Below are 22,761 nucleotides of genomic sequence, written 5' to 3'. Positions count from 1 at the left end.
CTGGCTTTTTGTGTCTCAAATGTCATATAACCGTCTTTTTATGACACCATCAATCACGGCGGTCTGTCACATGCAAAAGGTCGGTTTTGTTGTTACGCCCGGGTATTCCACCATGGGATTCGCCGTCATTACGGCATTTGAAGTGGCTAACCTGATGGCGAGCGAGCCGGTGTATGAGCTGCATTTGCTGTCTGAGCAGGGCGGCGGGGTGCCTACGTCTGCAGGGTTTGAGGTGATGACTGAGTCAATGGCGGATACGCAGTACGATCTCCTGCTGTTCGGCGCCACGATGGAACAGGCTTCCCCCGCGACGATTGATTTTGTTCGCCAGGCGGCGGTCTATGCGCGCCGCGTGGCCGCCGCCTGCCTCGGGACCTTTTTATTGGCCGAAGCCGGGTTGCTGGAGGGCCGGCGGGCCACCACGCACTGGATGTATGCGCGAGATCTGCAGCAGCGTTTTCCGGGCATCAGCGTGGAAGAAGATAAGATTTTTATTTGCGACGGGCCTTACTGGACCTCTGCGGGGATGACGGCGGCCATTGACCTTGCGCTGGCGCTGATTGAGGACGATCTGGGGGCAGATATCGCCCGCACCATCGCCAGGAAACTGGTGCTCTATCATCGGCGCGCCGGTGGGCAGTCTCAATTTTCCTCCCTTCTTGAACTGGAGCCTAAATCTGATCGTATTCAAAAAGTGATGACTTACGCCCGCGCACACCTGGAAAACGCCTTGAACGTGGAAGAGTTAGCGGCAGTAGCAAATTTATCGCCCCGACAGTTTAGCCGCAGTTTCCAGGCTGAAACCGGCCAGTCGCCCGCCCGCGCCATAGAGCATCTGCGCCTGGAGTCCGCCCGTATGCTGCTTGAAACCAGCGCCCGCTCCATCGACGAAGTGGCCCGCCAGACCGGGTTCGGCGAGCGGGACAGAATGCGCCGGGCGTTTCTGCGCGCCTATGGTCAGCCGCCACAGGTAATACGCCGCCAGGCGCGAGGAGATGAAGAACCGCAAGCCTAAAATTGGCAGTGGCGACATGTTTTTATCTCTGTATTATCAGATGGATAATTGTCTGACAGAGAGGGAAAGTATGGCCAATTTAGTCTATTACGTCGCCGCGACACTGGATGGTTACATTGCCGACCAGCAGCATCAGCTGGACTGGCTAATGAACTTCCCGCTGGGGGATGACGCCACGCCATACGATGAGTTCTATCAGAGCGTCGGGGCGGTGATCATGGGGGCGGAAACCTACAGCTGGATCCTTGCAAACTCACCAGAGGCCTGGCCCTATGCCGACGTCCCGGCATTTATCGTCACGCATCGTTCGCTCTCCGTTCCCGAGGGGCAAAATATCACGCGGGTACAGGGCGAAGTTGTCGACATTGCGGCGCAGGCCCGCGAAGCCGCCAAAGGCAAAGATGTCTGGCTGGTTGGCGGAGGTAAAACTGCCGCCTGGTTCGCCGAAGCCGGAGAGCTGCAGCGCCTGTTTGTCACCCAGATCCCGGTCGTTATCGGGGCCGGGATCCCGCTGCTGCCGGTGAGCAAGCCGCTAAGTTTCTCTACGGTGAACCAGCGCCTGCTTAAGAGCGGGGCTATTGAGTTTATTGCTGATGTGAATATGACATCCCAGCCCATTTAAGGGCCGGGATTATTTTTCACTGCTAGTATTATTCACCGGAAACATCGAAGACAAAAACATCGATTTTTTTCTCTGTAATCTTTGCTTTTAGTCTCTTTTTCAGTGCTTCAGCTGTTTGAGGCACTGGACCTTCATTCGGTGTGGGAACGGCTGGGGCTTTTTTTAACCCGAACCAGAAAATACCGTAGATACCAAAACCTTGTGCGTCCGGATCCCGGGTATAGAAGCGGCCGAGTTGCTGCTCGACAGCGGTCCAGAGCTCGGCATGATAGTGTCGTTTCAGTTCGATAACCAACTTCATACGCGGGCCCATAATACAAATATCAGCGCGTTTGTCAGAGGACATATGCCCCTCTGGTTCAACATGAAGTCCCAGGGGGCGTAACCGGCCCCGAAGCATCTCGACAAACGCATCCCGGCAAATTTCCTCCGGTTTGGGATTATCAATTCGTCCGTAGCTGTCTACATTCCAGAATTGTTTGTGTGGATCGGTATTCGCGCCGGCGATCTGTTGCCCGATAGTGCTAATGAGATCCATCACAAGAGCCTGGAGATCGGCAATATTCGCGGGTATACCGCCTGAGAGCGACTGCTGTACCTCCTGCCATGAGGGGCGTCTGAAATGGGCATCGGCGTACCGCACACGCTGAGTTGTCAGCGCATGCTGGAGATGTTTCCGGTAGCTTTTCAGTGCGTCATCTGTGATGAGCTCAATGAGCGCATCAGTGGCCGCCTGTGTGGGGGTGGCAGAGAGTTTTTTTATCCGTGCAATCACAAAATCGCTGGCATCCCAGGGATTACAGTCACCGCTCCATCCATCATGTGGGTGGTAGGTTAGAGCCTGCCTTGAACCCACCAACCTGATTGCAAAGGTCTCAAGTTTAATGCTTATAGGCTGCGCATCAGCATGTAACCGTTCCTCTCGCAGGTTAACTGCATTCCGAATCGCCCAGATAAAGGGTGTGACAGTGTCGGCCCCTGCCTGGGTAATGGCTTCTTCACATCCTGGAACATCAGAAAGTAGTCCGAATACGGTCCAGAGCATCCAGTCGCTGGCGCGGCCTGTCGCGATCGCGGATTTAAGACCTGTTGGTATGATTTCGGCAAACTGCTCAGGCGCATCAACAAAGGCACATGCCGTGAGGCTTTTCAGCGTGCGCCCTGTACAGGTGATGAAGTCACGAAGTAATAACATGACATAATGGGCACGGATACCGGCGAGTTCTGGGTAGCCGACAAGTTCTGCAAGTCCTGCTACATGCTCTCTGCCCAGCTCGATATGGTGGCGGATGAGTAGGGCATAGGTTTCGGCCACGAAGGTGGGGTTATTCTCAAGAAGTTCACGTTGCCAGCTATGCTGTCTTACGCTGCTCTTTTTGCCCTCGGTAATAAAAGTGGAACACAAGCGATCGACTATCAGGGCGGCGCGGAGGCGATTCTTGTCAGTTTCCGCCAGAAGAAATCCCTTACTGTGGCCCTCACTGAGTCCCGCCATGAATGTGTACCAGTCACCTCTTTCTTCGTACCGTGCATCACAGTCGAAGATTTCCTCAACGGAGGGGTACGGACCGCTGAAGGCCAGCGACTCGGCTATCTTTAACGCCAGCTCAGCTCTTTCCGCGCCCAGTTCATCGATCAGGCGATCCCGTGGGGTGGCTTCAGCATCAAGGCCTCTGCCAATGGCGTAAAAGAATAGCCCTATCATGCCAAGCCCTTCTCTGTCGGTACCTGCTTCAATGGCGGAACGGTGTGTATCAAAATACTGTTGATTGTTGCGTCTTTCCGCCTGCCGCAAGGTGTTCTGATGAGCTAGTCGGCGCATCATATCAAGGCGTTCATCCTGAATTTCACTTATCGATAATCGTTCTATGATGGTACGAAATGCCGTATTGTCCTGCATTTCTACCAGTTCACCGAATGATGCTACTACGCTGGTACCTGCCTGTAAGGCTGAATACAATGCTATCTCAAAATAAAATGGACGAGTGGAGTCAGTGGCTGTTCGCATGTCCGTCATGGCACATTCGAGGAGCAGAGACCAGTCCGTGGTCCGGGCTAACAATCGGTTCAGGTCGTGAATTGCACGCCAGGGTTCATGGCTGCCTGCGTGAACGGCAAGATGCTGCGTGATTAAACGGGCCAGTAAGGGACGGTTGCTGGCCAACGTCTCACCTAATACCCTGTTACATTCGGGATAATATTCCTGGCTTAGCTGGGTGATCTTATCTAGCCAGCGTAGAATCTTTTCCGCGGCAGGCGTCACAGGGTTAATGATTGCGCGACGCGCGAGATTACTGAGAATGCGGGTCACACCTGAGAGGTTCAGGTATCGAGAGCCGTCATCTGCCACGGCATCCGGAAGGGTAAAATCGTCCAGAATAGTTATAACATCGCTATCAGGGATGGCTTCATCCAGACGCCAGAAAGCCCCTATTGGCAAATGATCTTCCTCGTGGAATATCGCGCTGAGGAGGGACATCACTGCTTCAGGCTTCACCCCCCGGCCGTTCAGTTCGCGAATGATATATCCCCTGAGCGAGATGTCTTCCCGGGTATCTGACAGACAACTCAGCATGCTCCGGACCCTATGCAGCCCGTTTTCACTAGTATGAAGCAGTAGATCAACCGCAGTTCGCCGCTCATTCAATAAGATGGCTGAGTTTTTGGCTACATCGCAGAGCACGTCCGCCATGCTCTCAGCGAGATGGCCTTCTTTGATCGCATCAAACACAATGCCCCGCAGGCTATGGGATTCGTGCTGAGTGAGCAGAATGTCTGAGAATTGGGGTATCAAATCCGTCTGGCCCAGGCCGGATACCGGCGTTTCCCAATGTCCTGAACGGAACCATGGATCACGCTGAGCAAGCCGGGATAAGGCATTAATCAGATGGCAGCGTGCGCCTGGGCTTAACGACGCCGGATCTCCATACGTCATGACGCCGAACGGATCGGCATCAATCAACACGCTGGCCTGTTCTGGCAGGTGGACCGCAAGCCAGGCATGAAGACCACGAAGCTCGGTAGTGGGTATACCATTCTGGGTTATCAAGGCAATGATCCTGCCTGATGGAAGCCCCTGGCGAACCCGATCAGCCAGCCACTCTGCTGCAACAAATTCTGCAAGCGTTCTGTGCAGGTAATCCGCGATTTCGTCGGTCGTAAAGAGGCGGGAACCCAGCGCATTTAGAAGATGAGTCCTGGGAACCAGAGAAATCTCATCGTACCCAGGGCAGTCTTCACTCGTCCTGTCTTCCTGCAGCGCAATGCCTCGAATGTCACTGATAAGCCGAAGGGCACAGGCTGCCCCAGCGGCTTCTTTCTGTTGCTCCGCTGTGGCGTCGTGTTTGGCCAGACGCCTGTGGGCAATGTCATGTTCAGACAGTAGCAGATTTACCGCATTCGCAAACAATGCCCGACGTGTGGCCGGCCATTCTCCGGCTTTGGCGTTCACCTGATTCCATAACATTGTTAGCGTCTGCGGATTATCCAGCATTGACTCCAGTCCTCGCGAAACGGCCTGTTCAATAAACTGTTCGGGCTGTAAAGCACCAAGAGTTCGAAGCAATGTGGCCTGTTCGGCAGGGGAAAGCGGCTCCAGGACGAGGATAATGAACTCCTCATCTGTGCCGGTTACCAGGTTAAGCGTTGACAGGTCGTTATCACCCAACCAGTCTGCAGCCCGGCATGCAAGGCGCACGTAGAGAATGTTGAGCTGTACAAGCTTCCCGGCAATCCTGTCAATGACACTGTCGGCGTCTCTGCCACTGCGCTGCTCGTCCAGAGCATCAATAAACAGGTGAGTAATGCCATGAAATTTACTGTCTGGATAAACGAGAAACTGCCTTGCTGTGAGGTAAAGTCGGCTGTCTGCTGTCGCGAAAAAACGAAACAGGTGTGTCTTCCCTGCACCTGGTGTGCCCAGCAAAACAAGATGCCGTTCATTGTCAAATACAGAGAAAAGACGCTGTTTGGGCTCTTGTTCCGAAGTGCCGTGCGTATCTATCTGACGTACCAGACGATCAACCATGGTATTTTTCATTTCCCTTTCATGACATGCTGGGCGGGTAGAATGCTAAGCTGTTAAATTATCTTATATTATCTCTCGTCGGCGATAAACAATGAAGCCCGTAGTAGGCGGTGGTCGCCGATCGTATTCGGTTGGTATATGGCTGGAAACTGGACTACAACATCAGGTCTTTGCGAAAGCGATAGTATTCACGCATTTCGTAGAGTTGTAGATGATCATCCATATCTTCGAATCCTTCCGTCATTAACCGGGAAGAGGGATGCCATTCTTCTTCACTTCCCCGAATATCAGGCAGCGTTTGCTGGGGTGTCATTGCCCTTTTTAAATTTTTCGGTAAATCGGCTGGCGAAACAATCGTCAAATCGGCAAATCGATAATATTTATAGGTGGCATCTTCACCGGGGCAGGATTTCCAGCGCGTTGATTTTGCTCGATCCTGTTCAAGATTTGAAAGATGGAGCGAGAATGAAAAATACCAAATTTCTGTATTGCCGCAGAAATCGGTTATCTCAATATAATGATGATATCGGTTGAGTTTTCTTAACGGTTTACCGTCTACTTCTCCGGATGCTGACGCGGAAAAATAGTAGTAAAAAGGCGTACTGTTAAATGAGAATCCTCCCTGATTTGCATATTTCCTGGGAAAACTATGCTGGCGCATACTACGTGGCGTAGAGTAGATGGTTTTATTTATCCCTACAGGTGAACGTTCTTCAAGTGCATCAAAAATCTGCGATCTGCGAATACCGCCGATCAGCGAAGTTATGCTGAGGGCATGATCGAAGTCGAGTGTTTTTGAACTGGCGGAGTTATAAATTTTAACCCGAAAATGAGGCCCGTAAAGATAGCGTTTTAGCCAGGTTGTTTTTATCAATAATACATGATTATTCCCCCGCATATTATAGCTCGCCAGGCGGGCACTTCTTCCGCTTAGCTTGATAGCGAGTATGGCTAGCATCAGAGAAAAGAATGAGAATACATGAGGAAGATATTTCAGGATCTGTTCAACAATCAGGTGGAACATTAATGCATTTCCTTTTCTGCCCATAAAGTTAGATGAAAGCGGTCAGAGAATGCTCCCAACATAGACCAGTACGTTATTTATTTCCAGCACGGACACGCTGCACGGTTTTTATCGGGACAGGGCGTGCATACGCCATCCTTGTGAACGGTGGCGTTAAATCGCAAAGGAAGGTGGCAGGCTATGGATGAGCTATTATTTTCGGTACAAGCTGCCCCGGCCGGATCTTGCTCTCCCCCAGCTCTCTTCATCCGTCAGAGTGGTTTCAATAAGCTCAATCGGGACGCCATTATCGTTAATGACGGCCATAAAAAAGTCATCAATGGGTTCATACGGCCCCAGAATAACCTCTTCTCCGTCGATGGCTTTTGACAGATTATCAACTTTGAACGCCACGTGCGGCACAGTTTTTAGCAGTGGATGCAGAGGAGAGTCATCGGTAAACCTGTGCCACTGGACCCGGAATTTACCTGGATTATTGGCGGTGTACATCCCGGCTTTTTCACTGTGGGTGCCTTCAGGTAAACCATCCTGCAAGGGAATGCCAAAATGGTGGAAGGTGTACGTTACATCAGGCTTCATAGTGCCTCACTAATTAGTCTCTTTACTCTTCTCGATAAAACCCGGCCGTCAGGCTGGATTGGCTGAAAATGTATTTTGCCATTACTTCGTCTGGCGTGCGGTAGAAAAATCGTTGACCCGGCGTCAGCGAACCGTATCGAATCCGATGAACAAAACCAGTTGCATCTCAGATAAAGGCGGTGATGGCTGAAAGCCCTGAAGCAAGAAAAGGGCGTGAGAAGCATGGCTGGCACTTGAACTCTGGAGCCACTCCACGATGGTAGATTTCCTATACTTGTTAAATGAACATTTCAACTAATTGATAATTATATAAAATATAAAAATTATCAATAACCAAAAAATCAATGTACTATACCCCCCTACAGTACCTAAGGGGCGGTTATGCCACACTCTCCAGAAGACAAAAAACGCATTTTGACCCGCGTCAGGCGAATTCGCGGCCAGGCCGAGGCGCTTGAGCGCGCGCTGGAAAACGGCGAGCCGTGCCTCGCCATTCTGCAGCAGATCGCGGCCGTGCGTGGGGCAGCCAACGGCCTGATGGGCGAAATGATGGAAATTCACCTTAAAGACGAGCTGGTTACCGGCGACACTTCCGAAGAGCAGCGCGCGCTGCGGATGGCGGAAGTCGGGAATTTGCTGCGCTCTTATCTAAAATAAAAACACCCTCACCAAAAGGAACAAAATAATGAAATCACGTGCTGCGGTGGCCTTTGGGCCGGGTAAACCTTTAGAAATTGTTGAAATCGACGTTGCGCCCCCGCAAAAAGGTGAGGTGCTGGTGAAAATCACCCACACCGGCGTTTGCCATACCGATGCTTTCACGCTGTCCGGCGACGATCCGGAAGGCGTATTCCCGGCGGTGCTGGGCCACGAAGGCGGCGGCATCGTGGTGGAAGTGGGCGAGGGCGTGACCAGCCTGAAGCCGGGCGACCACGTTATTCCGCTCTACACCGCAGAATGCCGCGAGTGTAAGTTCTGTAAATCCGGCAAAACTAACCTCTGCCAGGCCGTTCGCGCCACGCAGGGCAAAGGCCTGATGCCGGATGGCACCACCCGCTTCTCCTACAACGGCGAGCCAATTTATCACTACATGGGTACCAGCACTTTCAGCGAATACACCGTAGTGGCGGAGATCTCTCTGGCTAAGGTTAATCCTCAGGCGCCGCTGGATAAAGTGTGTCTGCTTGGCTGCGGCGTGACCACCGGCATCGGCGCGGTGCACAACACGGCAAAAGTGAAAGAGGGCGACACCGTGGCGGTATTTGGCCTCGGCGGGATCGGTCTGGCGGTGATTCAGGGCGCGGTGCAGGCTAAGGCCGGGCGAATCATTGCCGTTGATACCAACCCGGAGAAATTTACCCTCGCGCGTGAAATGGGCGCCACCGACTGCATTAACCCGAAAGATCACGAGAAGCCGATTCAAGATGTGATCGTTGAGCTGACCGACGGCGGCGTGGATTACAGCTTCGAATGTATCGGCAACGTGAACGTGATGCGTTCCGCGCTGGAATGCTGCCACAAAGGCTGGGGCGAGAGCGTGATTATCGGCGTGGCCGGGGCGGGGCAGGAAATTAAAACCCGCCCATTCCAGCTGGTGACTGGCCGCGTCTGGCGCGGCTCAGCGTTCGGGGGCGTTAAAGGCCGCACTCAACTGCCGGGCATGGTAGAAGATGCAATGGCGGGCAAAATCAATTTGGATCCGTTCATTACTCACCGCATGCCGCTGAACAAGATCAACGAAGCGTTTGACCTGATGCATGAAGGCAAATCGATTCGCACCGTGATTCACTTCGGCGAAGAGTAAGCAGTAAAAAGGGAAGGCGAAATGCCTTCCCATATAGCGTTAAACCCGGGGAGGCCAAAAGCCTCCCTTTCGTTTTACTGCTGCAGGTCGAAACGGTCGAGATTCATCACCTTTGTCCATGCGGCGATAAAGTCTTTGACGAACTTCTCTTTGGCATCCTGGCTGGCATACACTTCCGCCAGGGAGCGCAGCACGGCGTTAGAGCCAAAGACCAGATCGGCGCGGGTGCCGGTGTATTTTACTTCTCCGCTAAGGCGATCGCGGCCCTCAAACACTTCGGAGCCTGCGTCAGCGGCTTTCCACTCGGTACGCATATCCAGCAGATTGACGAAGAAATCATTCGTCAGCTCACCCGGACGAGAAGTCAGCACGCCGTGCTGGCTTTCATCGTAGTTAACGCCCAGCGCGCGCAAACCGCCGATTAAGACCGTCAGCTCAGGAGCCGTCAGCGTCAGCTGCTGCGCCTTGTCAATCAGCAGCGCTTCGGTTGAGGTGGCATTCGCAATGCGGCGATAGTTTCGGAAGCCGTCGGCGGCCGGTTTCAGCAGCTCGAAGGACTCAATGTCGGTCTGCTCCTGAGTGGCGTCCACGCGCCCCGGCGTGAACGGTACTTTGCTGTGGCTGGCCTTCTCAATGCCTACCACACCGGCCAGCACGATGATGTCCGCCAGCGACGCTTTGCCGGATGCCTTTTGAATTGCTTCAAGCACAGGTAAAGTACGGGCCGCCACGGCGTTCACTTCCCAGCCGCGCTGCGGAGCAAGTGCCAGCCGCGCCCCGTTGGCACCGCCGCGTTTGTCCCCGCCGCGGAAGGTTGAGGCAGATGCCCAGGCCACCGAAACCAGCTCGCTGACGGACAGACCGGAATCCGCAATCGCTTTTTTCAGCGCGTCGATATCGGCGCTGGACGGCGCGTGGGTAGCTTTCGGCAACGGATCCTGCCAAATCAGATCTTCTTTTGGCACTTCCGGGCCGATGTAGCGCGCTTTTGGCCCCATATCGCGGTGCGTCAGTTTATACCAGGCGCGGGCGAAGGCTTCGTTGAAGGCCTGCGGATCGTTCAGGAAGCGGCGAGAAATTTTCTCGAACTCTGGATCGAAGCGCAGCGTCAGGTCAGTTACCAGCATCGTTGGTTTGCGTTTTTTGGACGGATCAAACGGATCGGGAATGATATCCGGGCCGTTGGTCGCCTCAAACTGAATGGCGCCTGCCGGGCTGCGGGTTTGTACCCAGTCGTAGCCGAACAGGTTTTCGAAGAAGTAGTTGCTCCACTGGGTTGGCGTTTGCGTCCAGACCACTTCGAGGCCGGAGGTTATGGCATCCGCGCCGACGCCGCTATTGTAGCTGTTTGCCCAGCCAAGCCCCTGCGCCTCAAGCGGAGCATCTTCCGGGTCTGCGCCAACGTGGGTGGCGGCTGCAGAGCCGTGGGTTTTACCGAGCGTATGGCCCCCGGCAATCAGGGCGACAATCTCTTCGTCGTCCATCCCCATGTTGCCGAAGGTGGCGCGAATAGCAGGCGCTGCGGAAAGCGGGTCGCCGCTGTGCTCAGGGCCTTCCGGGTTGACGTAAATCAGACCCATTTCGGTCGCACCGAGCGGAGCCTGTGCCAGGGATTCCGGGTGGCGGTGTTCAAGCCACTCTTTCTCAGCCCCCCAGTTAACGTCGAGATCTGGTTCCCAGACATCTTCGCGCCCGGCACCAAAGCCGAAGGTGCGGAAGCCCGCATTTTCCAGCGCCACGTTACCGGCGAGAATAATCAGGTCTGCCCAGGAAATTTGCTGACCATATTTTTGTTTAATGGGCCAAAGCAGGCGACGGGATTTATCGAGGCTGACGTTATCCGGCCAGGAGTTAAGAGGCGCAAAACGCTGTTGACCGCGTCCGGAGCCACCGCGACCGTCGCGGGAGCGATAGGTTCCTGCACTGTGCCACGCCATACGGATAAAGAGACCGATATAGCTGCCCCAGTCGGCAGGCCACCAGGATTGAGAATCCGTTAACAGCGCTTTGATGTCGCCTTTCAGGGCGTAATAATCGAGTTTGCTAAATTCTTTGCGGTAGCTGAAGTTTTCATCCAGCGGGTTTGAGCGATTGGAGTGTTGATTCAACAGGTCGACGCGCAACTGGTGCGGCCACCAGTCCTGGTTGCTGGTTCCCTCGCCGGCAATGTCCGTGCTCTGGCCGTGGTTAAATGGGCACTTTCCTGCGCTCGCTGAGGAAGCATTGTGTAAGTCAGTAGAATTGCTCATTTTGCTCTCCGTTATATGTATGCCCGGTAACGATAATCTGTACGATCAATAATTAATATCTGGATGGGCCTACGAATTTGATAGCCGTTGCCTTTTAAACGCAAAATTTTACAGCCCTATTATTTTAGTTCTGATTGAGTGGTTTGCAGGAAAAACCCGTCTGATTGTCTGGAAAATAGACGAAGCGGTAAGAAGGCTGGCGAGAGATACAGGGGAATGACAGATGAACGCTCGCGCAGGGCGGCATTCATCTGTGAAAAGCGGTTACTGAGCCGTCGGCTTCAGCAGGGTTTTTTCCGGGGTTTTCTGCGCCAGGAACTGCTGCTGGAAGATGCACATCCGAATGGCGTCGCGGTACTGGCCGTTAATGAAGAACTCGTGGATCAGTTCACCTTCCACGATAAAGCCCAGTTTTTTATAAATATGTACCGCTTTTTCATTCTCTTTATCGACAATCAGGTAGAGCTTATAGAGATTGAGCACGGTAAAACCGTACTCCATGGCCAGTTTGGCCGCGCGCGAGGCGAGCCCTTTGCCCTGGAACTCCGGCGTGATAATTATCTGAAACTCCGCCCGACGGTGAATGTGGTCGATTTCGACCAGCTCAACCAGCCCGGCATTCACGCCGTTGCAGTCGATGACAAAGCGGCGCTCGCTCTGATCGTGAATATGTTTGTCATACAGATCAGACAGCTCCACGAAGGCTTCGTAAGGCTCTTCAAACCAGTAGCGCATCACGCTGGCGTTGTTGTCCAGTTGATGGACGAAGCGGAGATCTTCTCGCTCAAGCGGGCGAAGACGAATAGGCAGTTCGTTACTCATAGCAGATCCTTGCGCTGATGATGGTGAGGCTTCTTAAGCAGAAGCCTCGTTTGAGAGGGGGACTATTATGGATTGATCGCGCGGCCGGTGCGGCGATCCAGGCAGCGCAGGGTGTTCGGCTCCCAGTAGGCATTCACGTTGGCGCTCTGCTGGCATTTGTCGAAGGTATCCTGGGCAGCATCTTGTTTGGCCCAGTCTTTGTCCCCGCGCGCCGACTCACGGTCGAACACTTTTTCGTTATGGCGGTTGATCTTCTGGCGCAGGGTACGGGTGTCATTCCACTGCTCTTTTTCTTCCGCTGCGCGCTGGCGGGTCAGGGAGTTCTCCTGACCACCGACACCGTTCGTTCCGCCCGGAACAACGATCACGTTAGTATCGGCCTGTGTTGGCATAGAAACCATGAATGCAGCTCCCAGCAAGGCTAACGGCATCCATGACAAAGACTTACGAAGGATTGAGTTCATTGCGATTTCCTTTTTAGTTTAATAAAACTAATCATATCATTGAGGCTGATTCGTGCCTAATGTCAGAGTTAGTGGGCATCATTATTACTGAAGAAAAGACAATATGATCAAAACAACGTTGCTATTTTTTGCTACCGCTTTGGCGGAGATTATTGGTTGTTTTCTACCCTGGCTATGGCTTAAACGCAACGGCTCTCCGTTGTTATTGCTGCCTGCGGCGCTGTCGCTGGCGATTTTTGTCTGGCTTTTGACGCTGCATCCGGCGGCCAGTGGGCGGGTCTATGCGGCCTACGGCGGGGTTTATGTGGTGACGGCGTTGCTCTGGCTGCGCGTGGTCGACGGCGTGAAGCTCAGCGTTTACGACTGGACCGGAGCGGCCATTGCTTTCTGTGGGATGCTGATCATCGTTGCTGGCTGGGGCCGGGCCTGATCGCTCCGCATTTTAGCGTGCCGTAAGATGAAAAAACGGGGCTGCAATGGCCCCGTTTCACTATGACTTTCGCCAGAATTACCCTTCGCGATGGACGCTCAGACCGGCAAACGTCTGGCTGACCGGCATCATTTCCAGGGTGTTGATATTGACGTGTTTCGGCAGCGTAGCTACCCACCAGACGGCTTCGGTAACGTCTTCCGGCGTCAGCGCGTTGGCGTTTTCGTAAGTTTTTCCGGCTTTATCGTCGTCGCCCTTAAAGCGAACGTTGGAAAACTCGGTGCCGCCCACCATGCCTGGTTCGATATCCGTCACGCGAACGGCCGTTTTATGCAGGTCGGTGCGCAGGTTCAGGCTGAACTGACGCACGAAGGCTTTGGTCGCCCCGTAGACGTTGCCCCCGGCGTAAGGCCAACTGCCCGCGGTGGAACCGATGTTAATAATGTGGCCGCGATTGCGCTCGACCATGCCCGGCAGCACGGCGCGGGTCATATAAACCAGGCCTTTGTTGTTGGTGTCGATCATGTTTTCCCAGTCATCGACGTTGGCTTTATGCGCAGGCTCCATGCCCAGCGCCAGCCCGGCGTTGTTGACCAGGATATCAATCTGTTGCCAGTCGGCAGGCAGGGAAGCCAGCGCTTCTTCTATTGTCGCGCGATTGCGCACATCCAGCTGCAGCGTAAACAGGTTGTCACCCAGCTCTTCTTTAAGCTCGAGCAGGCGTTCCTGACGGCGGCCGGTGGCAATAACCTTATGGCCATTCTTAACGAAACGGCGGGTAATGCTTTCACCAAAGCCCGCGGTAGCACCCGTAACCAGTACAATCATCTCTCTGTTCCTCAACGCTTTTGTCCGGCACTACCTTAGCACGCTAACGGGCCACGGTAATCTTAGTTTTTCTTTTAAGAAACGAAGCTAAATGCGCTATAACTAACCCACATTTCAGGTCACCGGGAGTAGAGGATGTTGCAGAGCAACCCGTTTTTCCAGCCGAGTTTATTGCCTTATCAGGCCCCGCATTTCGACGAGATAACTAACGACCATTACCGACCGGCATTCGATGAAGGTAAGCGCATCAAGCGTGAAGAAGTCGCCGCCATCGCCGGTAATCCGGCTGAGCCTACGTTTGAAAATACTTACCTGGCGCTGGAGAAAACCGGTGCGATGCTGGGCCGCGTGACTACAGTGTTCTACGCCATGACCTCGGCGCACACCAGCGATTTCCTGCAGCAGCTTGATGAAGAGTTCTCCACCGAACTGGCTGAGCTTGCCGATGAAATTCGCCTGAACGACACCTTATTCGCCCGGCTGAATCGCGTTTATCAGCAGCGCCACGACCTCAATCTTGATGTGGAGTCCCTGCGGCTGGTGGAAGTGACCTGGCAGTCGTTCAAGCTGGCGGGCGCCACATTAAGCCAGCAGGATAAAACGCAGCTGAAAGCGCTGAACAAAGAGAGCGCCCAGCTCACCAGCCAGTTCAATAATCGTCTTCATGCAGCGGATAAAGCCGGTGGCCTGGTGGTTGACCACGCTGAGGCGCTTCAAGGCCTGACCAGCGCGGAAATTGCGGCTGCGGCGCAGGCTGCGGCTGACAAAGGCCTGCCGGGGAAATGGCTGCTTCCGCTGCTGAATTTTACCCAGCAGCCGGCTTTACAAAGCCTGCGCAACCGCGCCACGCGAGAAGCGCTCTTTGAGGCTGGCTGGACGCGTGCCCAGCGCAACGATGCGAACGATACTCTCGCCATCGTCGCTCGCCTGGCTACGCTGCGGGCTGCACAAGCTCAGCTTTTGGGCTTTGAAAACTACGCGGCATGGAAAATGGCCGACCAGATGGCGAAAACCCCCGATGCGGCGCTGCGCTTTATGCGGAATATCGTCCCTGCGGCCACCGGGCGGGCGCGCCGCGAACTGAAGGACATTCAGGACGTTATTGATGCCCAGAACGGGGGCTTCCAGGCCACGGCATGGGACTGGCAGTTTTACGCCGAGCAGGTGCGTAGCGCGAAGTACGATCTCGATGAAGGGCAGATTAAACCGTATTTTGAACTCAACGGCGTGCTGACCAACGGCGTATTCTGGGCCGCCAGCCAGCTTTTCGGGCTGCGTTTTGTGGAACGTTTTGATATCCCGACTTACCACCCGGATGTGCGCACCTGGGAAATTTTTGATAACGATGGGCGCGGCATGGCGCTGTTCTACGGTGATTTCTTCGCCCGAGACAGCAAAGGCGGCGGGGCGTGGATGGGGAACTTTGTCGAGCAATCCACGCTGTTTGACGCCATGCCGGTTATCTACAACGTTTGCAACTACACCAAACCGGCCAGCGGCGAGGCGGCACTGATTTCATGGGACGATGTCATAACGCTGTTTCACGAGTTCGGCCATACGCTGCACGGCCTGTTTGCTACCCAGCGCTATGCGAGCCTTTCGGGGACCAACACGCCGCGAGATTTTGTGGAGTTCCCTTCGCAAATTAACGAGCACTGGGCGAGCCATCCCGAGGTCTTTGCCAATTATGCCCGGCATCACCAGACCGGCGAGCCAATGCCGGAGTCGCTCCGCAGCAAACTGTTCCGCGCCGCGCAGTTCAACAAAGGCTACGACATGACCGAGCTGCTGGCGGCGGCGCTGCTGGACATGAACTGGCACATCCTGGCGCCAGACACGGCCATTGACGATGTGGCGCGCTTCGAAGCTGAAGCGCTGGAAAAAGAGCACATCAAGCTGGCCGAGGTGCCGCCTCGCTACCGCAGTAGCTATTTTGCCCATATTTTCGGCGGTGGCTACGCGGCGGGGTATTACGCCTACATCTGGACGCAAATGTTAGCGGACGACGGCTATCAGTGGTTTGTAGAGCAGGGCGGGCTTAGCGCCGCAAACGGCCAGCGCTTCCGGGAGGCAATTCTATCGCGGGGCAACAGCAGCGATCTGGAAGCGTTATATCGTGGCTGGCGAGGGCACGATCCGCACAGCGAACCGATGCTGAAAAACCGCGGGCTGTCGGAGCAATAATGGTGAAGAAAGCGCTCTCACTAGTGTAGCCGCAGTGAAATCGCACTTAACGCAAACTGCAAAGCCCTGATTTGCGTTAAGTGCCTTAAAAATCAAACAGAATATATCCGTGCAATGTCCAGGGTTGCTGGCTATAAATTTCAAACCTGCTCGGGAAAATGCAGGGTACTTCTGGGTTATTTTGAACGATTACGGGGCCTGATCGATGTCGGCAGGCTCCCGGATTTTCCCTTTAATCGCGGCGTCCGCTGGCGGTAAATAACGCGACTGTTCCTTCAATTTTTACGTCGACCCGTTCGAATCTCGCGGTCAAAACATCCCTTAGCAGCCCTGCTGAATCCTGTCGATTAGAAAAGATCCCTTTCTTGTTATAAACGTTCATTAGCTTGCGGCCAAAACCATTGTGCGCCACGCCCTCACCCAGAATCGTCGCGCCAAAGAGCGTGCCTTCTGTTTTAAGCGCACGGGCGATGTTATCTATCGCCCGCGCTTTGTCATTGAGCGAACCCGGCAGGCAGTGCAGTAAATAGAAAAGTGAAATGGAGTCAAAACGATCGTGCCAGCTCTGCGGCAGGGGCTTAAAAACGTCATGCTGCAGATGGTCTTTGACTCTGTGGCCCGCTTTTGCCGAGGCCGCCTGCAGGCTGCTGGCGTTCAAATCCATCAGGGAAAGTTCAACGGTGGCAGGCAGGTGAGGCAGGTAATAGCCCGTTCCCACGCCGATATCCAGATGATTTTCGCCGGTGTGGGCCTTGAAATGCGGGAGCAGAACGGTGTCGGTCGGGCAACGCCAGGCGTACTGATTTGAGATCTTTAACACCCACCAGTCGTAAAGTTTTAGAGTGATAGGGTTGTAAGCTCTGACGCCAGCGTGAGTATTATTTTGCATAGTTCCCTCTGGTAATAATTTAAAGAGGAAATTAAAACAGCTGCCCTTAATACGGGCAACCGTTAATTAATGCAAAAATGTGTCAACCATTCAGTGGGTTAAGCCTGGGATGACTCATCGTCTTTGCCATAGAACAGCTTGCCGATTTTAATCATCGGACGGTTATTGGCTTTCCGGTGCAGGTTGGTGTCGCGCAGGGAATAGACGCAGCCGCAGTATTCCTGCTGGTAGAACTGTTCGCGCTTGCTGATTTCAATCATGCGAGCGGAGCCACCCTGTTTGCGCCAGTTGTAATCCCAATAGCTCATGCCTTCATAAGGCGCGGCGGCGCGGTGCCCGCAGTCGTTTATCTGCTGCATGTCTTTCCAGCGGGAAATCCCCAGCGAACTGCTGATGACATTAAATCCGTGCTCATGGGCGTAAAGTGCGGTACGCTCGAAACGCATATCAAAGCACATGGTGCATCTCACGCCACGCTCCGGCTCCCACTCCATCCCTTTCGCACGCTCAAACCAATTATCGGTATCGTAATCCGCATCCACAAACGGCACGCCGTGCTGTTCCGCAAAGCGAATGTTTTCATCCTTGCGCAGTAAATACTCTTTCTGCGGGTGAATGTTTGGGTTGTAGAAGAACACGGTGTATTCGATACCGGACGCGTGTATGGCCTCCATGACTTCACCCGAGCAGGGGGCGCAGCAGGAGTGCAGCAGCAGTTTCTTCTCGTTGTTAGGCAGGTTCAAAACCGGCCGGATAAATTCTTGCATGCGGGTGATCCTAAGTCTTATTCACTTTTTTGCCAGAGGGTAGCAGGAACGAGGACGTGGAATCACCATAAATCAGTAAAGAAAATAATGTTTGGGAGGTTTATGAACAATATTCAGGTGAAACGCGTGGTGCTTACCGGCGGGCCAGGTTCCGGGAAAAGTACCCTCATTAATGAGCTCAAACGCCGGGGTTTTGATTGTCAGCCGGAGGCCGGGAGGAGCATCATTCAACATCAGCAGCAAATTGGCGGACACGCCTTACCCTGGCAGGATCCTGCGGCATTTGCTGAGCAGATGCTTGGGTGGGAAATGCGCTCCTGGCATGGCGCAGACGAAAAACAGACTTATTGTTTTTACGATCGCGGCGTGCCGGACATCCTGGGGTATCTCACCCTGATGCAGTTGCCCATTCCCGATCATCTGTTGGAAGCCGTTAGACGGTTTCCCTACCATTCTGATATTTTCCTGGCACCGCCCTGGAAGGCTATTTATGCCGGGGATGCAGAAAGAAAGCAGAGCTGGGAAGAGGCGGTGCAGACGGCTGCAATCATGGCCGACACTTACGGCAAGCTAGGGTATCGGATAATCGTGTTGCCGGAGGGGAGCGTGGAGTGGAGAACAGATTACATCCTCCAGGCGCTGGAGGAAGGCTAGCGAAGAGCGCGGTTGCCCTTCGCTAATCAATGTTAAAGCTGTTCCAGTGCGTTCAGTACGGCTTCCGGCATGGAAGGGCGGCCATTGGCCAGGCAGGTGGCGACAAACGTCGCTTCGGCATAAACCACGCCATCAACTTTGATCTGCTGGGCGAAGTTCACGCGGTTGCGTTTTTCGTTGCGCTCAAGCTGGCAGGTGACCTCAACGTTGTCGCCTTTCTGCAGGCTCTTACGAAACCGCAGGGAGTACTCCAGCACCATGTAGAGCTTGCCCTGGCGGAACTCTTCCTCGATATCAATGCCGAGCGCCTCGCGCATGTAGGCGTGACGCGTCCACTCCATGTAAAACGGATAGTACAGGCCGTCGACTACGCCCTGAAAATCAATATGGCTTTCATCCACTTCATAATGCTTAGAAAACATGTTTCAGTCCTGATGTTGTTATAAAAGTTAAGCGCCAGAAATCCTGCCCTGGCTGTTTTTTGAACAGCGCATTGGTGGTACAATAGTGTCGATTTCACAACCCAACAGAGGATTACCATGGACACCGAGATAACCCCAACCACCTTAGCGTTTGAATTTCTTCGTCGTGAACAAGAGCAGTTAACCCCCGCGCAATTCCTGATCCGCCTGCAGCAGCTCAAGCTGGAGTTTGCCGATCTGCTGGGTTTAACCCACCTCGAACTGCGTGAAGAGATTTTCCATGCGCACCGGTTGGGGATTCACTGATCCCACTCTGTCTGAGCCACCGCAAGCGGTGGCTTTCTGTTTTTTAGCGTGAGAAGAAAATCAGCTTCAGCCCCAAAATCCCCATCACGCCGCCCGCTAAGCGGTCAATCACGGTTTTAAAACGAAGGTAGGCATTGCGCGGTTTCTCGGAAGAGAGCACCAGAGTGACAATTGAATACCATCCCGCATCAATCACAAAGCACAGCACCGGCAGCACGACGTAGTAGAACGCCGGGATCTCGCGCGGCAGCAGCGCGGTAAAAATACTGGCAAACACGACGGCGGTTTTCGGGTTGCTCAACTGGGTGAACAGCCCGTTACGGAAGGTGGCTATCATGCTTTTATCGCTTTTCCCCACGGCGCCCACGTGCAGCGGCTCGCGCGAGTGTTTGATTATCTTATAAGCCAGCCAAAGCAGATAAAGCCCGCCGGCTATCTTGATCCCGGTATAGGCCACCGGCACCGCCAGCAGAAAAGCCTGTAAACCCAGCAGCGCCATCAGTGAAAACGCCGCCGCCCCGACGCCGGTTCCCAGCGCGGTCACCAGCCCATGCGCGCGTGAACGCGCTACGGCATTTTGGGCGACATAAACAAAGCTTGGGCCGGGGCTCATGGCGCCCAGCGCGATGGTGGCGGTAATAGCAAAAAGGGGAGTGATAACGCTCATTTACGGGATCCTGTTGGTGGAATAACATTTTTTAACCTGAAAGCCGTGCGTGTGACAACCGCAAGTGTGTGCCGAGTTATTACCGCCGCTCGCGTAGTCGATCGATCATCCAGCGGCCAGCCGGGCCGGGCGGCGTTTTGTTCGACCAGGCGACATCCACCTCAAGATTTTGCGGCCAGCCTTCCACCTTCAGCGGCTTAAGCACGCCGTGCCCAAACTGGTTAACCAGCCAGCTCGGCAAAATTCCCCAGCCAAAACCCTGTTCCGCCATTTCAAGCAGCAGCAGTAAAGACGGGGACGACCAGATGGGGCCGTGCGCGGCGACCTTGCCGGGGCGCACAAAGGTTTTAAGCACCAGTTGCCGCACGGTATGTAGCTCATCCATGCGCACCTCTGTCTGCTTCGCCAGCGGGTGATCGCGATGAATAAAAATGGTCATTTCTGCGCCGACCTGAAGGCGGGCGACGGTAATATCCGGCGGATAACTTTCCTGAACCCGCAGGACGCCGACGTGGGCGCGGCCAATCTGCAGGCTATCGATCACGTCTTCATCTTCGGCAATGATGCATTCAAATTCGATGTCCGGGTAACGCTCGGAAAACTGCTGCAGGATGGATTCGTGGTGGGCAGTTTGCCACATGTCGGAAAGCACAAACGTCAGGCGCGGCTCGACGTTGTCGGCCAGCCTGACGGAAACTTCATCCAGCCGCTCGCTGGCGGCAAAAATCGCCTGCACATAGGGCAAAACGCGCTGTCCGTGCGAGGTGAGCGTGGGCTGCCGGGCGTGGCGGTCAAACAGGGTAACGCCGAGATCGGCCTCGAGGTTGGCAATGGCGCTGCTGATGGTGGACTGGCTCTTTTTCAGCTTACGTGCGGCGGCAGAAAAAGAACCCGTTTCAACGGCCTGCAAAAAGGCTTCCAGTGATTCCGGGGAGTAACGCATAAACTATCGCTTTTATCGATGGCTGTTAGCTATATTATATCAATAATTACGATGATAATGGCGACCTTGTGAAAAAGGAGTCATCAAAATGAAATCGCAAAACAACAGAAGCCTGTCTGAGCGCATTGTGCATGCCGTCGGCTTCGAGGCCATCGCCATCGGTATCTGTGCGCCCACCGCCGCCTGGCTGATGAACAAACCGCTGTTCCAGATGGGTGCGCTGGCTATCATGCTTTCCACCGTCGCGATGGTCTGGAACATTATTTACAACGCCGGGTTTGATAAATTTTACCCGCCGTCAGTCAAGCGTGGTATGGGATTGCGCGTTGCCCACGCGCTGGGCTTCGAAGGGGGCTTTATTCTGATTGGCCTGCCGCTTGCCGCCTGGATGCTGAATGTCACGCTGCTGCAGGCGCTTATGGTAGAGATTGGTTTCTTCCTGTTCTTCCTGCCGTACACCGTGGCTTATAACTGGTGCTACGACTGGCTGCGCGCCAAACGCTTTCAGAACGTGGCCAGCAGAGAGATGAAAAAGCAGTCCTGATTTGCAGGATTGTGCAAGCATCAAACAGGATTGCGCTACAGGAAAACGGGCGTGTTCAACGACACTTTAAGCGTCAGACACAACCCCCTGGAGCGTAATAAATGAAAATCATCGATACCCTCTATATTAACGGTCAGCACGTCACGCCCCACGGCACTGAGGTGCTGACCTTAATTCATCCCGTCAGCGAACAACCTGTCGCTCAGGTTCGCCTGGCAGACGAAGAAGATACCCGCCTCGCCATCGCCGCGGCAAAAGCCGCATTTCCGAAAATGCGCCTTTCCAGCCGCGAACAAAGAATGATTTGGCTGCAGCTGCTGCACGACGCCGTGAAAGCGCGTGAAGACGAGCTGGTGGAGATCATGGTGGATGAATACGGCTGCCCGGTCGCTTTTGCCCAAAGCACCGTGGCTCGCTCGTACAACAGCTTCCTCCAGGCAATCGATCTGCTGAAAGACTACTCTTTTGAATCTCAGGCTGGGATGGCGAAAGTGGTCATGGAGCCGCTGGGCGTGGTCGGGCTCATTACTCCGTGGAACGCTAACTACGGCTTTATCGCCGGCAAACTGTCGATGGTGATTGCCTCCGGCAGCACAGCGGTTATCAAGCCCAGCGAACTCAGCGCCCGTCAAACGGCGATCATCACGGAATGTCTGCATGCCGCCGGGCTGCCCGACGGCGTGATTAATATCGTTACCGGCCAGGGCAATGTAGTTGGTGCGGAAATCACGCGCCACCCGGACGTGGCTAAAATCTCGTTCACTGGCTCAACGGCGGTAGGCAAAACGATTGCTCGCGACGGGGCGGCCACCATGAAGCGCGTCACCCTTGAACTGGGTGGCAAGTCGGCCAACGTGCTGCTGGACGATGCCGATCTCGACACCGCCATTCCGCTGGCGCTGCAGGTGATGAGCTGGAACAGCGGCCAGGCCTGTATCGCAGGGACTCGTCTGCTGGTGCCAGAAAGCAGGCTGGCCGAGGTCAAAGCGCAAATTCTCAAACATCTGGCTATTCTGGTACCAGGCAACCCGCGGGATCCGAAAACGAACATCGGGGCCGCCGTGACCGCCCGGCAGTACCAGCGCGTGCAGGAGTATATTCGTAGCGGGATTGCCGAAGGGGCGGAGCTGCTTTGCGGCGGAGAAGGGCGTCCTGAGGGACTGGCAAGCGGTTACTTTGTGAAACCGACGGTGTTTGTGAACGTTCGCAACGACATGACCATCGCCCAGCAGGAAATTTTTGGCCCGGTGCTGTCGGTGATTACCTACCGCGATGACGCCGAAGCAGTACAGATCGCCAATGATACGGTTTATGGCCTGCAAGCCTACGTTAGCGGGAAAGATGCTGCGCGCACGGCGGCCGTTGCCCGGCAGCTTATCGCGGGGCGCGTGTTCGTCAACGGTGTTTATGACGAGCCGCTCGCGCCGTTCGGCGGTTTTAAACAGTCCGGCCTTGGCCGTGAATTTGGCACTTACGGGCTGACAGCGTATCTTGAACCCAAAGCCATCATGGGGCAGTAAT

The 22,761-nt window shown here is 54.4% G+C and carries 22 protein-coding genes; 10 read left to right on the top strand and 12 right to left on the bottom strand.

All coding sequences use genetic code 11. The annotated features are described in order from the left end of the window. Positions 1-70: 70 nt before the first annotated feature. The gene (locus ACR6JA_RS07380) at positions 71-1,015 is read left to right on the top strand and encodes a GlxA family transcriptional regulator (RefSeq protein WP_494493232.1); all 945 of its coding nucleotides are present in this window, start codon (positions 71-73) and stop codon (positions 1,013-1,015) included. A gap of 70 nt (positions 1,016-1,085) precedes the next feature. Further along, positions 1,086-1,637, top strand: coding sequence for a dihydrofolate reductase family protein (locus tag ACR6JA_RS07375; RefSeq protein WP_494493231.1), 552 nt, complete (start codon positions 1,086-1,088; stop codon positions 1,635-1,637). 28 nt (positions 1,638-1,665) lie between these two features. Here ACR6JA_RS07375 and ACR6JA_RS07370 read toward each other — a convergent pair whose 3' ends face one another. The 3 genes from ACR6JA_RS07370 to ACR6JA_RS07360 form a co-directional block, all read right to left on the bottom strand. Next, complete coding sequence (locus ACR6JA_RS07370) at positions 1,666-5,676, bottom strand: NACHT domain-containing protein (protein ID WP_494493230.1); 4,011 nt, start codon at positions 5,674-5,676, stop codon at positions 1,666-1,668. A gap of 142 nt (positions 5,677-5,818) precedes the next feature. After that, positions 5,819-6,688, bottom strand: coding sequence for a hypothetical protein (locus ACR6JA_RS07365; protein WP_494493229.1), 870 nt, complete (start codon positions 6,686-6,688; stop codon positions 5,819-5,821). A 192-nt stretch (positions 6,689-6,880) separates the two neighbouring features. Next, positions 6,881-7,267 (bottom strand): hypothetical protein, encoded by a 387-nt coding sequence (locus ACR6JA_RS07360; protein ID WP_494493228.1) that lies wholly within the window; start codon positions 7,265-7,267, stop codon positions 6,881-6,883. Positions 7,268-7,648: 381 nt separating this feature from the next. On the opposite strand from ACR6JA_RS07360, the gene ACR6JA_RS07355 reads away from it, so the two are divergent. Together ACR6JA_RS07355 and ACR6JA_RS07350 are read left to right on the top strand one after the other, a co-directional pair. Next, on the top strand, positions 7,649-7,924 hold the full coding sequence (locus tag ACR6JA_RS07355) for a metal/formaldehyde-sensitive transcriptional repressor (protein ID WP_045782454.1): 276 nt from the start codon (positions 7,649-7,651) through the stop codon (positions 7,922-7,924). 28 nt (positions 7,925-7,952) lie between these two features. Continuing rightward, entirely contained in the window at positions 7,953-9,071 is a 1,119-nt protein-coding gene (locus ACR6JA_RS07350; RefSeq protein ID WP_008459158.1) for an S-(hydroxymethyl)glutathione dehydrogenase/class III alcohol dehydrogenase, read from the top strand. 74 nt (positions 9,072-9,145) lie between these two features. On the opposite strand, the gene katG is transcribed toward ACR6JA_RS07350, so the two are convergent. The 3 genes from katG to ACR6JA_RS07335 all read right to left on the bottom strand — a co-directional run bounded on the left by katG (position 9,146) and on the right by ACR6JA_RS07335 (position 12,606). Continuing rightward, positions 9,146-11,320, bottom strand: coding sequence for a catalase/peroxidase HPI (katG, locus tag ACR6JA_RS07345; RefSeq protein ID WP_494493227.1), 2,175 nt, complete (start codon positions 11,318-11,320; stop codon positions 9,146-9,148). A 264-nt stretch (positions 11,321-11,584) separates the two neighbouring features. After that, positions 11,585-12,142: a spermidine N1-acetyltransferase gene (speG, locus tag ACR6JA_RS07340; protein ID WP_008459155.1), complete on the bottom strand. Its 558-nt coding sequence runs from the start codon at positions 12,140-12,142 to the stop codon at positions 11,585-11,587. 65 nt (positions 12,143-12,207) lie between these two features. Further along, positions 12,208-12,606: a DUF1283 domain-containing protein gene (locus tag ACR6JA_RS07335; RefSeq protein ID WP_008459153.1), complete on the bottom strand. Its 399-nt coding sequence runs from the start codon at positions 12,604-12,606 to the stop codon at positions 12,208-12,210. 103 nt (positions 12,607-12,709) lie between these two features. Between ACR6JA_RS07335 and ACR6JA_RS07330 the strand changes: the two genes are divergently transcribed. Next, a complete protein-coding gene (locus ACR6JA_RS07330) occupies positions 12,710-13,036 on the top strand; it encodes a YnfA family protein (protein ID WP_008459149.1) in 327 nt (108 codons plus the stop codon). A gap of 78 nt (positions 13,037-13,114) precedes the next feature. On the opposite strand, the gene ydfG is transcribed toward ACR6JA_RS07330, so the two are convergent. Beyond that, positions 13,115-13,864: a bifunctional NADP-dependent 3-hydroxy acid dehydrogenase/3-hydroxypropionate dehydrogenase YdfG gene (gene ydfG, locus ACR6JA_RS07325; RefSeq protein ID WP_494493226.1), complete on the bottom strand. Its 750-nt coding sequence runs from the start codon at positions 13,862-13,864 to the stop codon at positions 13,115-13,117. A gap of 135 nt (positions 13,865-13,999) precedes the next feature. Here ydfG and dcp point away from each other — a divergent pair, with 135 nt between their 5' ends. Further along, a complete protein-coding gene (gene dcp / locus ACR6JA_RS07320; RefSeq protein ID WP_494493225.1) occupies positions 14,000-16,048 on the top strand; it encodes a peptidyl-dipeptidase Dcp in 2,049 nt (682 codons plus the stop codon). Positions 16,049-16,280: 232 nt separating this feature from the next. On the opposite strand, the gene ACR6JA_RS07315 is transcribed toward dcp, so the two are convergent. After that, positions 16,281-16,937, bottom strand: a complete 657-nt coding sequence (locus ACR6JA_RS07315) for a methyltransferase (protein ID WP_494493224.1) — start codon at positions 16,935-16,937, stop codon at positions 16,281-16,283. A 98-nt stretch (positions 16,938-17,035) separates the two neighbouring features. Beyond that, positions 17,036-17,704, bottom strand: coding sequence for an epoxyqueuosine reductase QueH (locus ACR6JA_RS07310; protein ID WP_494493223.1), 669 nt, complete (start codon positions 17,702-17,704; stop codon positions 17,036-17,038). A 102-nt stretch (positions 17,705-17,806) separates the two neighbouring features. Between ACR6JA_RS07310 and ACR6JA_RS07305 the strand changes: the two genes are divergently transcribed. After that, entirely contained in the window at positions 17,807-18,358 is a 552-nt protein-coding gene (locus ACR6JA_RS07305; protein WP_494493222.1) for an AAA family ATPase, read from the top strand. 32 nt (positions 18,359-18,390) lie between these two features. Here the strand turns inward: ACR6JA_RS07305 and ACR6JA_RS07300 are convergent, their stop codons facing one another. Next, on the bottom strand, positions 18,391-18,780 hold the full coding sequence (locus ACR6JA_RS07300; RefSeq protein ID WP_008459134.1) for an acyl-CoA thioesterase: 390 nt from the start codon (positions 18,778-18,780) through the stop codon (positions 18,391-18,393). A 117-nt stretch (positions 18,781-18,897) separates the two neighbouring features. Here ACR6JA_RS07300 and ACR6JA_RS07295 point away from each other — a divergent pair, with 117 nt between their 5' ends. Further along, positions 18,898-19,086, top strand: a complete 189-nt coding sequence (locus tag ACR6JA_RS07295) for a YdiH family protein (RefSeq protein ID WP_008459131.1) — start codon at positions 18,898-18,900, stop codon at positions 19,084-19,086. Between the two features lie 43 nt (positions 19,087-19,129). Here ACR6JA_RS07295 and ACR6JA_RS07290 read toward each other — a convergent pair whose 3' ends face one another. Next, the gene (locus ACR6JA_RS07290; RefSeq protein WP_494493221.1) at positions 19,130-19,753 is read right to left on the bottom strand and encodes a LysE family translocator; all 624 of its coding nucleotides are present in this window, start codon (positions 19,751-19,753) and stop codon (positions 19,130-19,132) included. A 79-nt stretch (positions 19,754-19,832) separates the two neighbouring features. Then, positions 19,833-20,696, bottom strand: a complete 864-nt coding sequence (locus ACR6JA_RS07285; protein WP_494493220.1) for a LysR family transcriptional regulator — start codon at positions 20,694-20,696, stop codon at positions 19,833-19,835. Between the two features lie 88 nt (positions 20,697-20,784). Here ACR6JA_RS07285 and ACR6JA_RS07280 point away from each other — a divergent pair, with 88 nt between their 5' ends. Beyond that, positions 20,785-21,240 carry a multidrug/biocide efflux PACE transporter gene (locus ACR6JA_RS07280; protein ID WP_213713980.1) on the top strand — a complete coding sequence of 152 codons (456 nt, stop codon included), beginning with the start codon at positions 20,785-20,787 and terminating at the stop codon, positions 21,238-21,240. Between the two features lie 101 nt (positions 21,241-21,341). Then, complete coding sequence (locus ACR6JA_RS07275; protein WP_494493219.1) at positions 21,342-22,760, top strand: aldehyde dehydrogenase family protein; 1,419 nt, start codon at positions 21,342-21,344, stop codon at positions 22,758-22,760. The last annotated feature ends 1 nt before the right edge of the window (position 22,761 follow it).

The sequence above is a fragment of the Cedecea sp. B1(4) genome, from assembly GCF_059414925.1.
This window is presented reverse-complemented; position numbering and strand designations above follow the sequence as displayed.

Excerpts from the sequence above, each read along its gene's own strand:
- ACR6JA_RS07380 (WP_494493232.1), top strand. The coding sequence starts at position 71 with ATGCAAAAGGTCGGTTTTGTTGTTACGCCCGGGTATTCCACCATGGGA.
- ACR6JA_RS07375 (WP_494493231.1), top strand. The coding sequence starts at position 1,086 with ATGGCCAATTTAGTCTATTACGTCGCCGCGACACTGGATGGTTACATT.
- ACR6JA_RS07370 (WP_494493230.1), bottom strand. The coding sequence starts at position 5,676 with ATGAAAAATACCATGGTTGATCGTCTGGTACGTCAGATAGATACGCAC.
- ACR6JA_RS07365 (WP_494493229.1), bottom strand. The coding sequence starts at position 6,688 with ATGTTCCACCTGATTGTTGAACAGATCCTGAAATATCTTCCTCATGTA.
- ACR6JA_RS07360 (WP_494493228.1), bottom strand. The coding sequence starts at position 7,267 with ATGAAGCCTGATGTAACGTACACCTTCCACCATTTTGGCATTCCCTTG.
- ACR6JA_RS07355 (WP_045782454.1), top strand. The coding sequence starts at position 7,649 with ATGCCACACTCTCCAGAAGACAAAAAACGCATTTTGACCCGCGTCAGG.
- ACR6JA_RS07350 (WP_008459158.1), top strand. The coding sequence starts at position 7,953 with ATGAAATCACGTGCTGCGGTGGCCTTTGGGCCGGGTAAACCTTTAGAA.
- katG (WP_494493227.1), bottom strand. The coding sequence starts at position 11,320 with ATGAGCAATTCTACTGACTTACACAATGCTTCCTCAGCGAGCGCAGGA.
- speG (WP_008459155.1), bottom strand. The coding sequence starts at position 12,142 with ATGAGTAACGAACTGCCTATTCGTCTTCGCCCGCTTGAGCGAGAAGAT.
- ACR6JA_RS07335 (WP_008459153.1), bottom strand. The coding sequence starts at position 12,606 with ATGAACTCAATCCTTCGTAAGTCTTTGTCATGGATGCCGTTAGCCTTG.
- ACR6JA_RS07330 (WP_008459149.1), top strand. The coding sequence starts at position 12,710 with ATGATCAAAACAACGTTGCTATTTTTTGCTACCGCTTTGGCGGAGATT.
- ydfG (WP_494493226.1), bottom strand. The coding sequence starts at position 13,864 with ATGATTGTACTGGTTACGGGTGCTACCGCGGGCTTTGGTGAAAGCATT.
- dcp (WP_494493225.1), top strand. The coding sequence starts at position 14,000 with ATGTTGCAGAGCAACCCGTTTTTCCAGCCGAGTTTATTGCCTTATCAG.
- ACR6JA_RS07315 (WP_494493224.1), bottom strand. The coding sequence starts at position 16,937 with ATGCAAAATAATACTCACGCTGGCGTCAGAGCTTACAACCCTATCACT.
- ACR6JA_RS07310 (WP_494493223.1), bottom strand. The coding sequence starts at position 17,704 with ATGCAAGAATTTATCCGGCCGGTTTTGAACCTGCCTAACAACGAGAAG.
- ACR6JA_RS07305 (WP_494493222.1), top strand. The coding sequence starts at position 17,807 with ATGAACAATATTCAGGTGAAACGCGTGGTGCTTACCGGCGGGCCAGGT.
- ACR6JA_RS07300 (WP_008459134.1), bottom strand. The coding sequence starts at position 18,780 with ATGTTTTCTAAGCATTATGAAGTGGATGAAAGCCATATTGATTTTCAG.
- ACR6JA_RS07295 (WP_008459131.1), top strand. The coding sequence starts at position 18,898 with ATGGACACCGAGATAACCCCAACCACCTTAGCGTTTGAATTTCTTCGT.
- ACR6JA_RS07290 (WP_494493221.1), bottom strand. The coding sequence starts at position 19,753 with ATGAGCGTTATCACTCCCCTTTTTGCTATTACCGCCACCATCGCGCTG.
- ACR6JA_RS07285 (WP_494493220.1), bottom strand. The coding sequence starts at position 20,696 with ATGCGTTACTCCCCGGAATCACTGGAAGCCTTTTTGCAGGCCGTTGAA.
- ACR6JA_RS07280 (WP_213713980.1), top strand. The coding sequence starts at position 20,785 with ATGAAATCGCAAAACAACAGAAGCCTGTCTGAGCGCATTGTGCATGCC.
- ACR6JA_RS07275 (WP_494493219.1), top strand. The coding sequence starts at position 21,342 with ATGAAAATCATCGATACCCTCTATATTAACGGTCAGCACGTCACGCCC.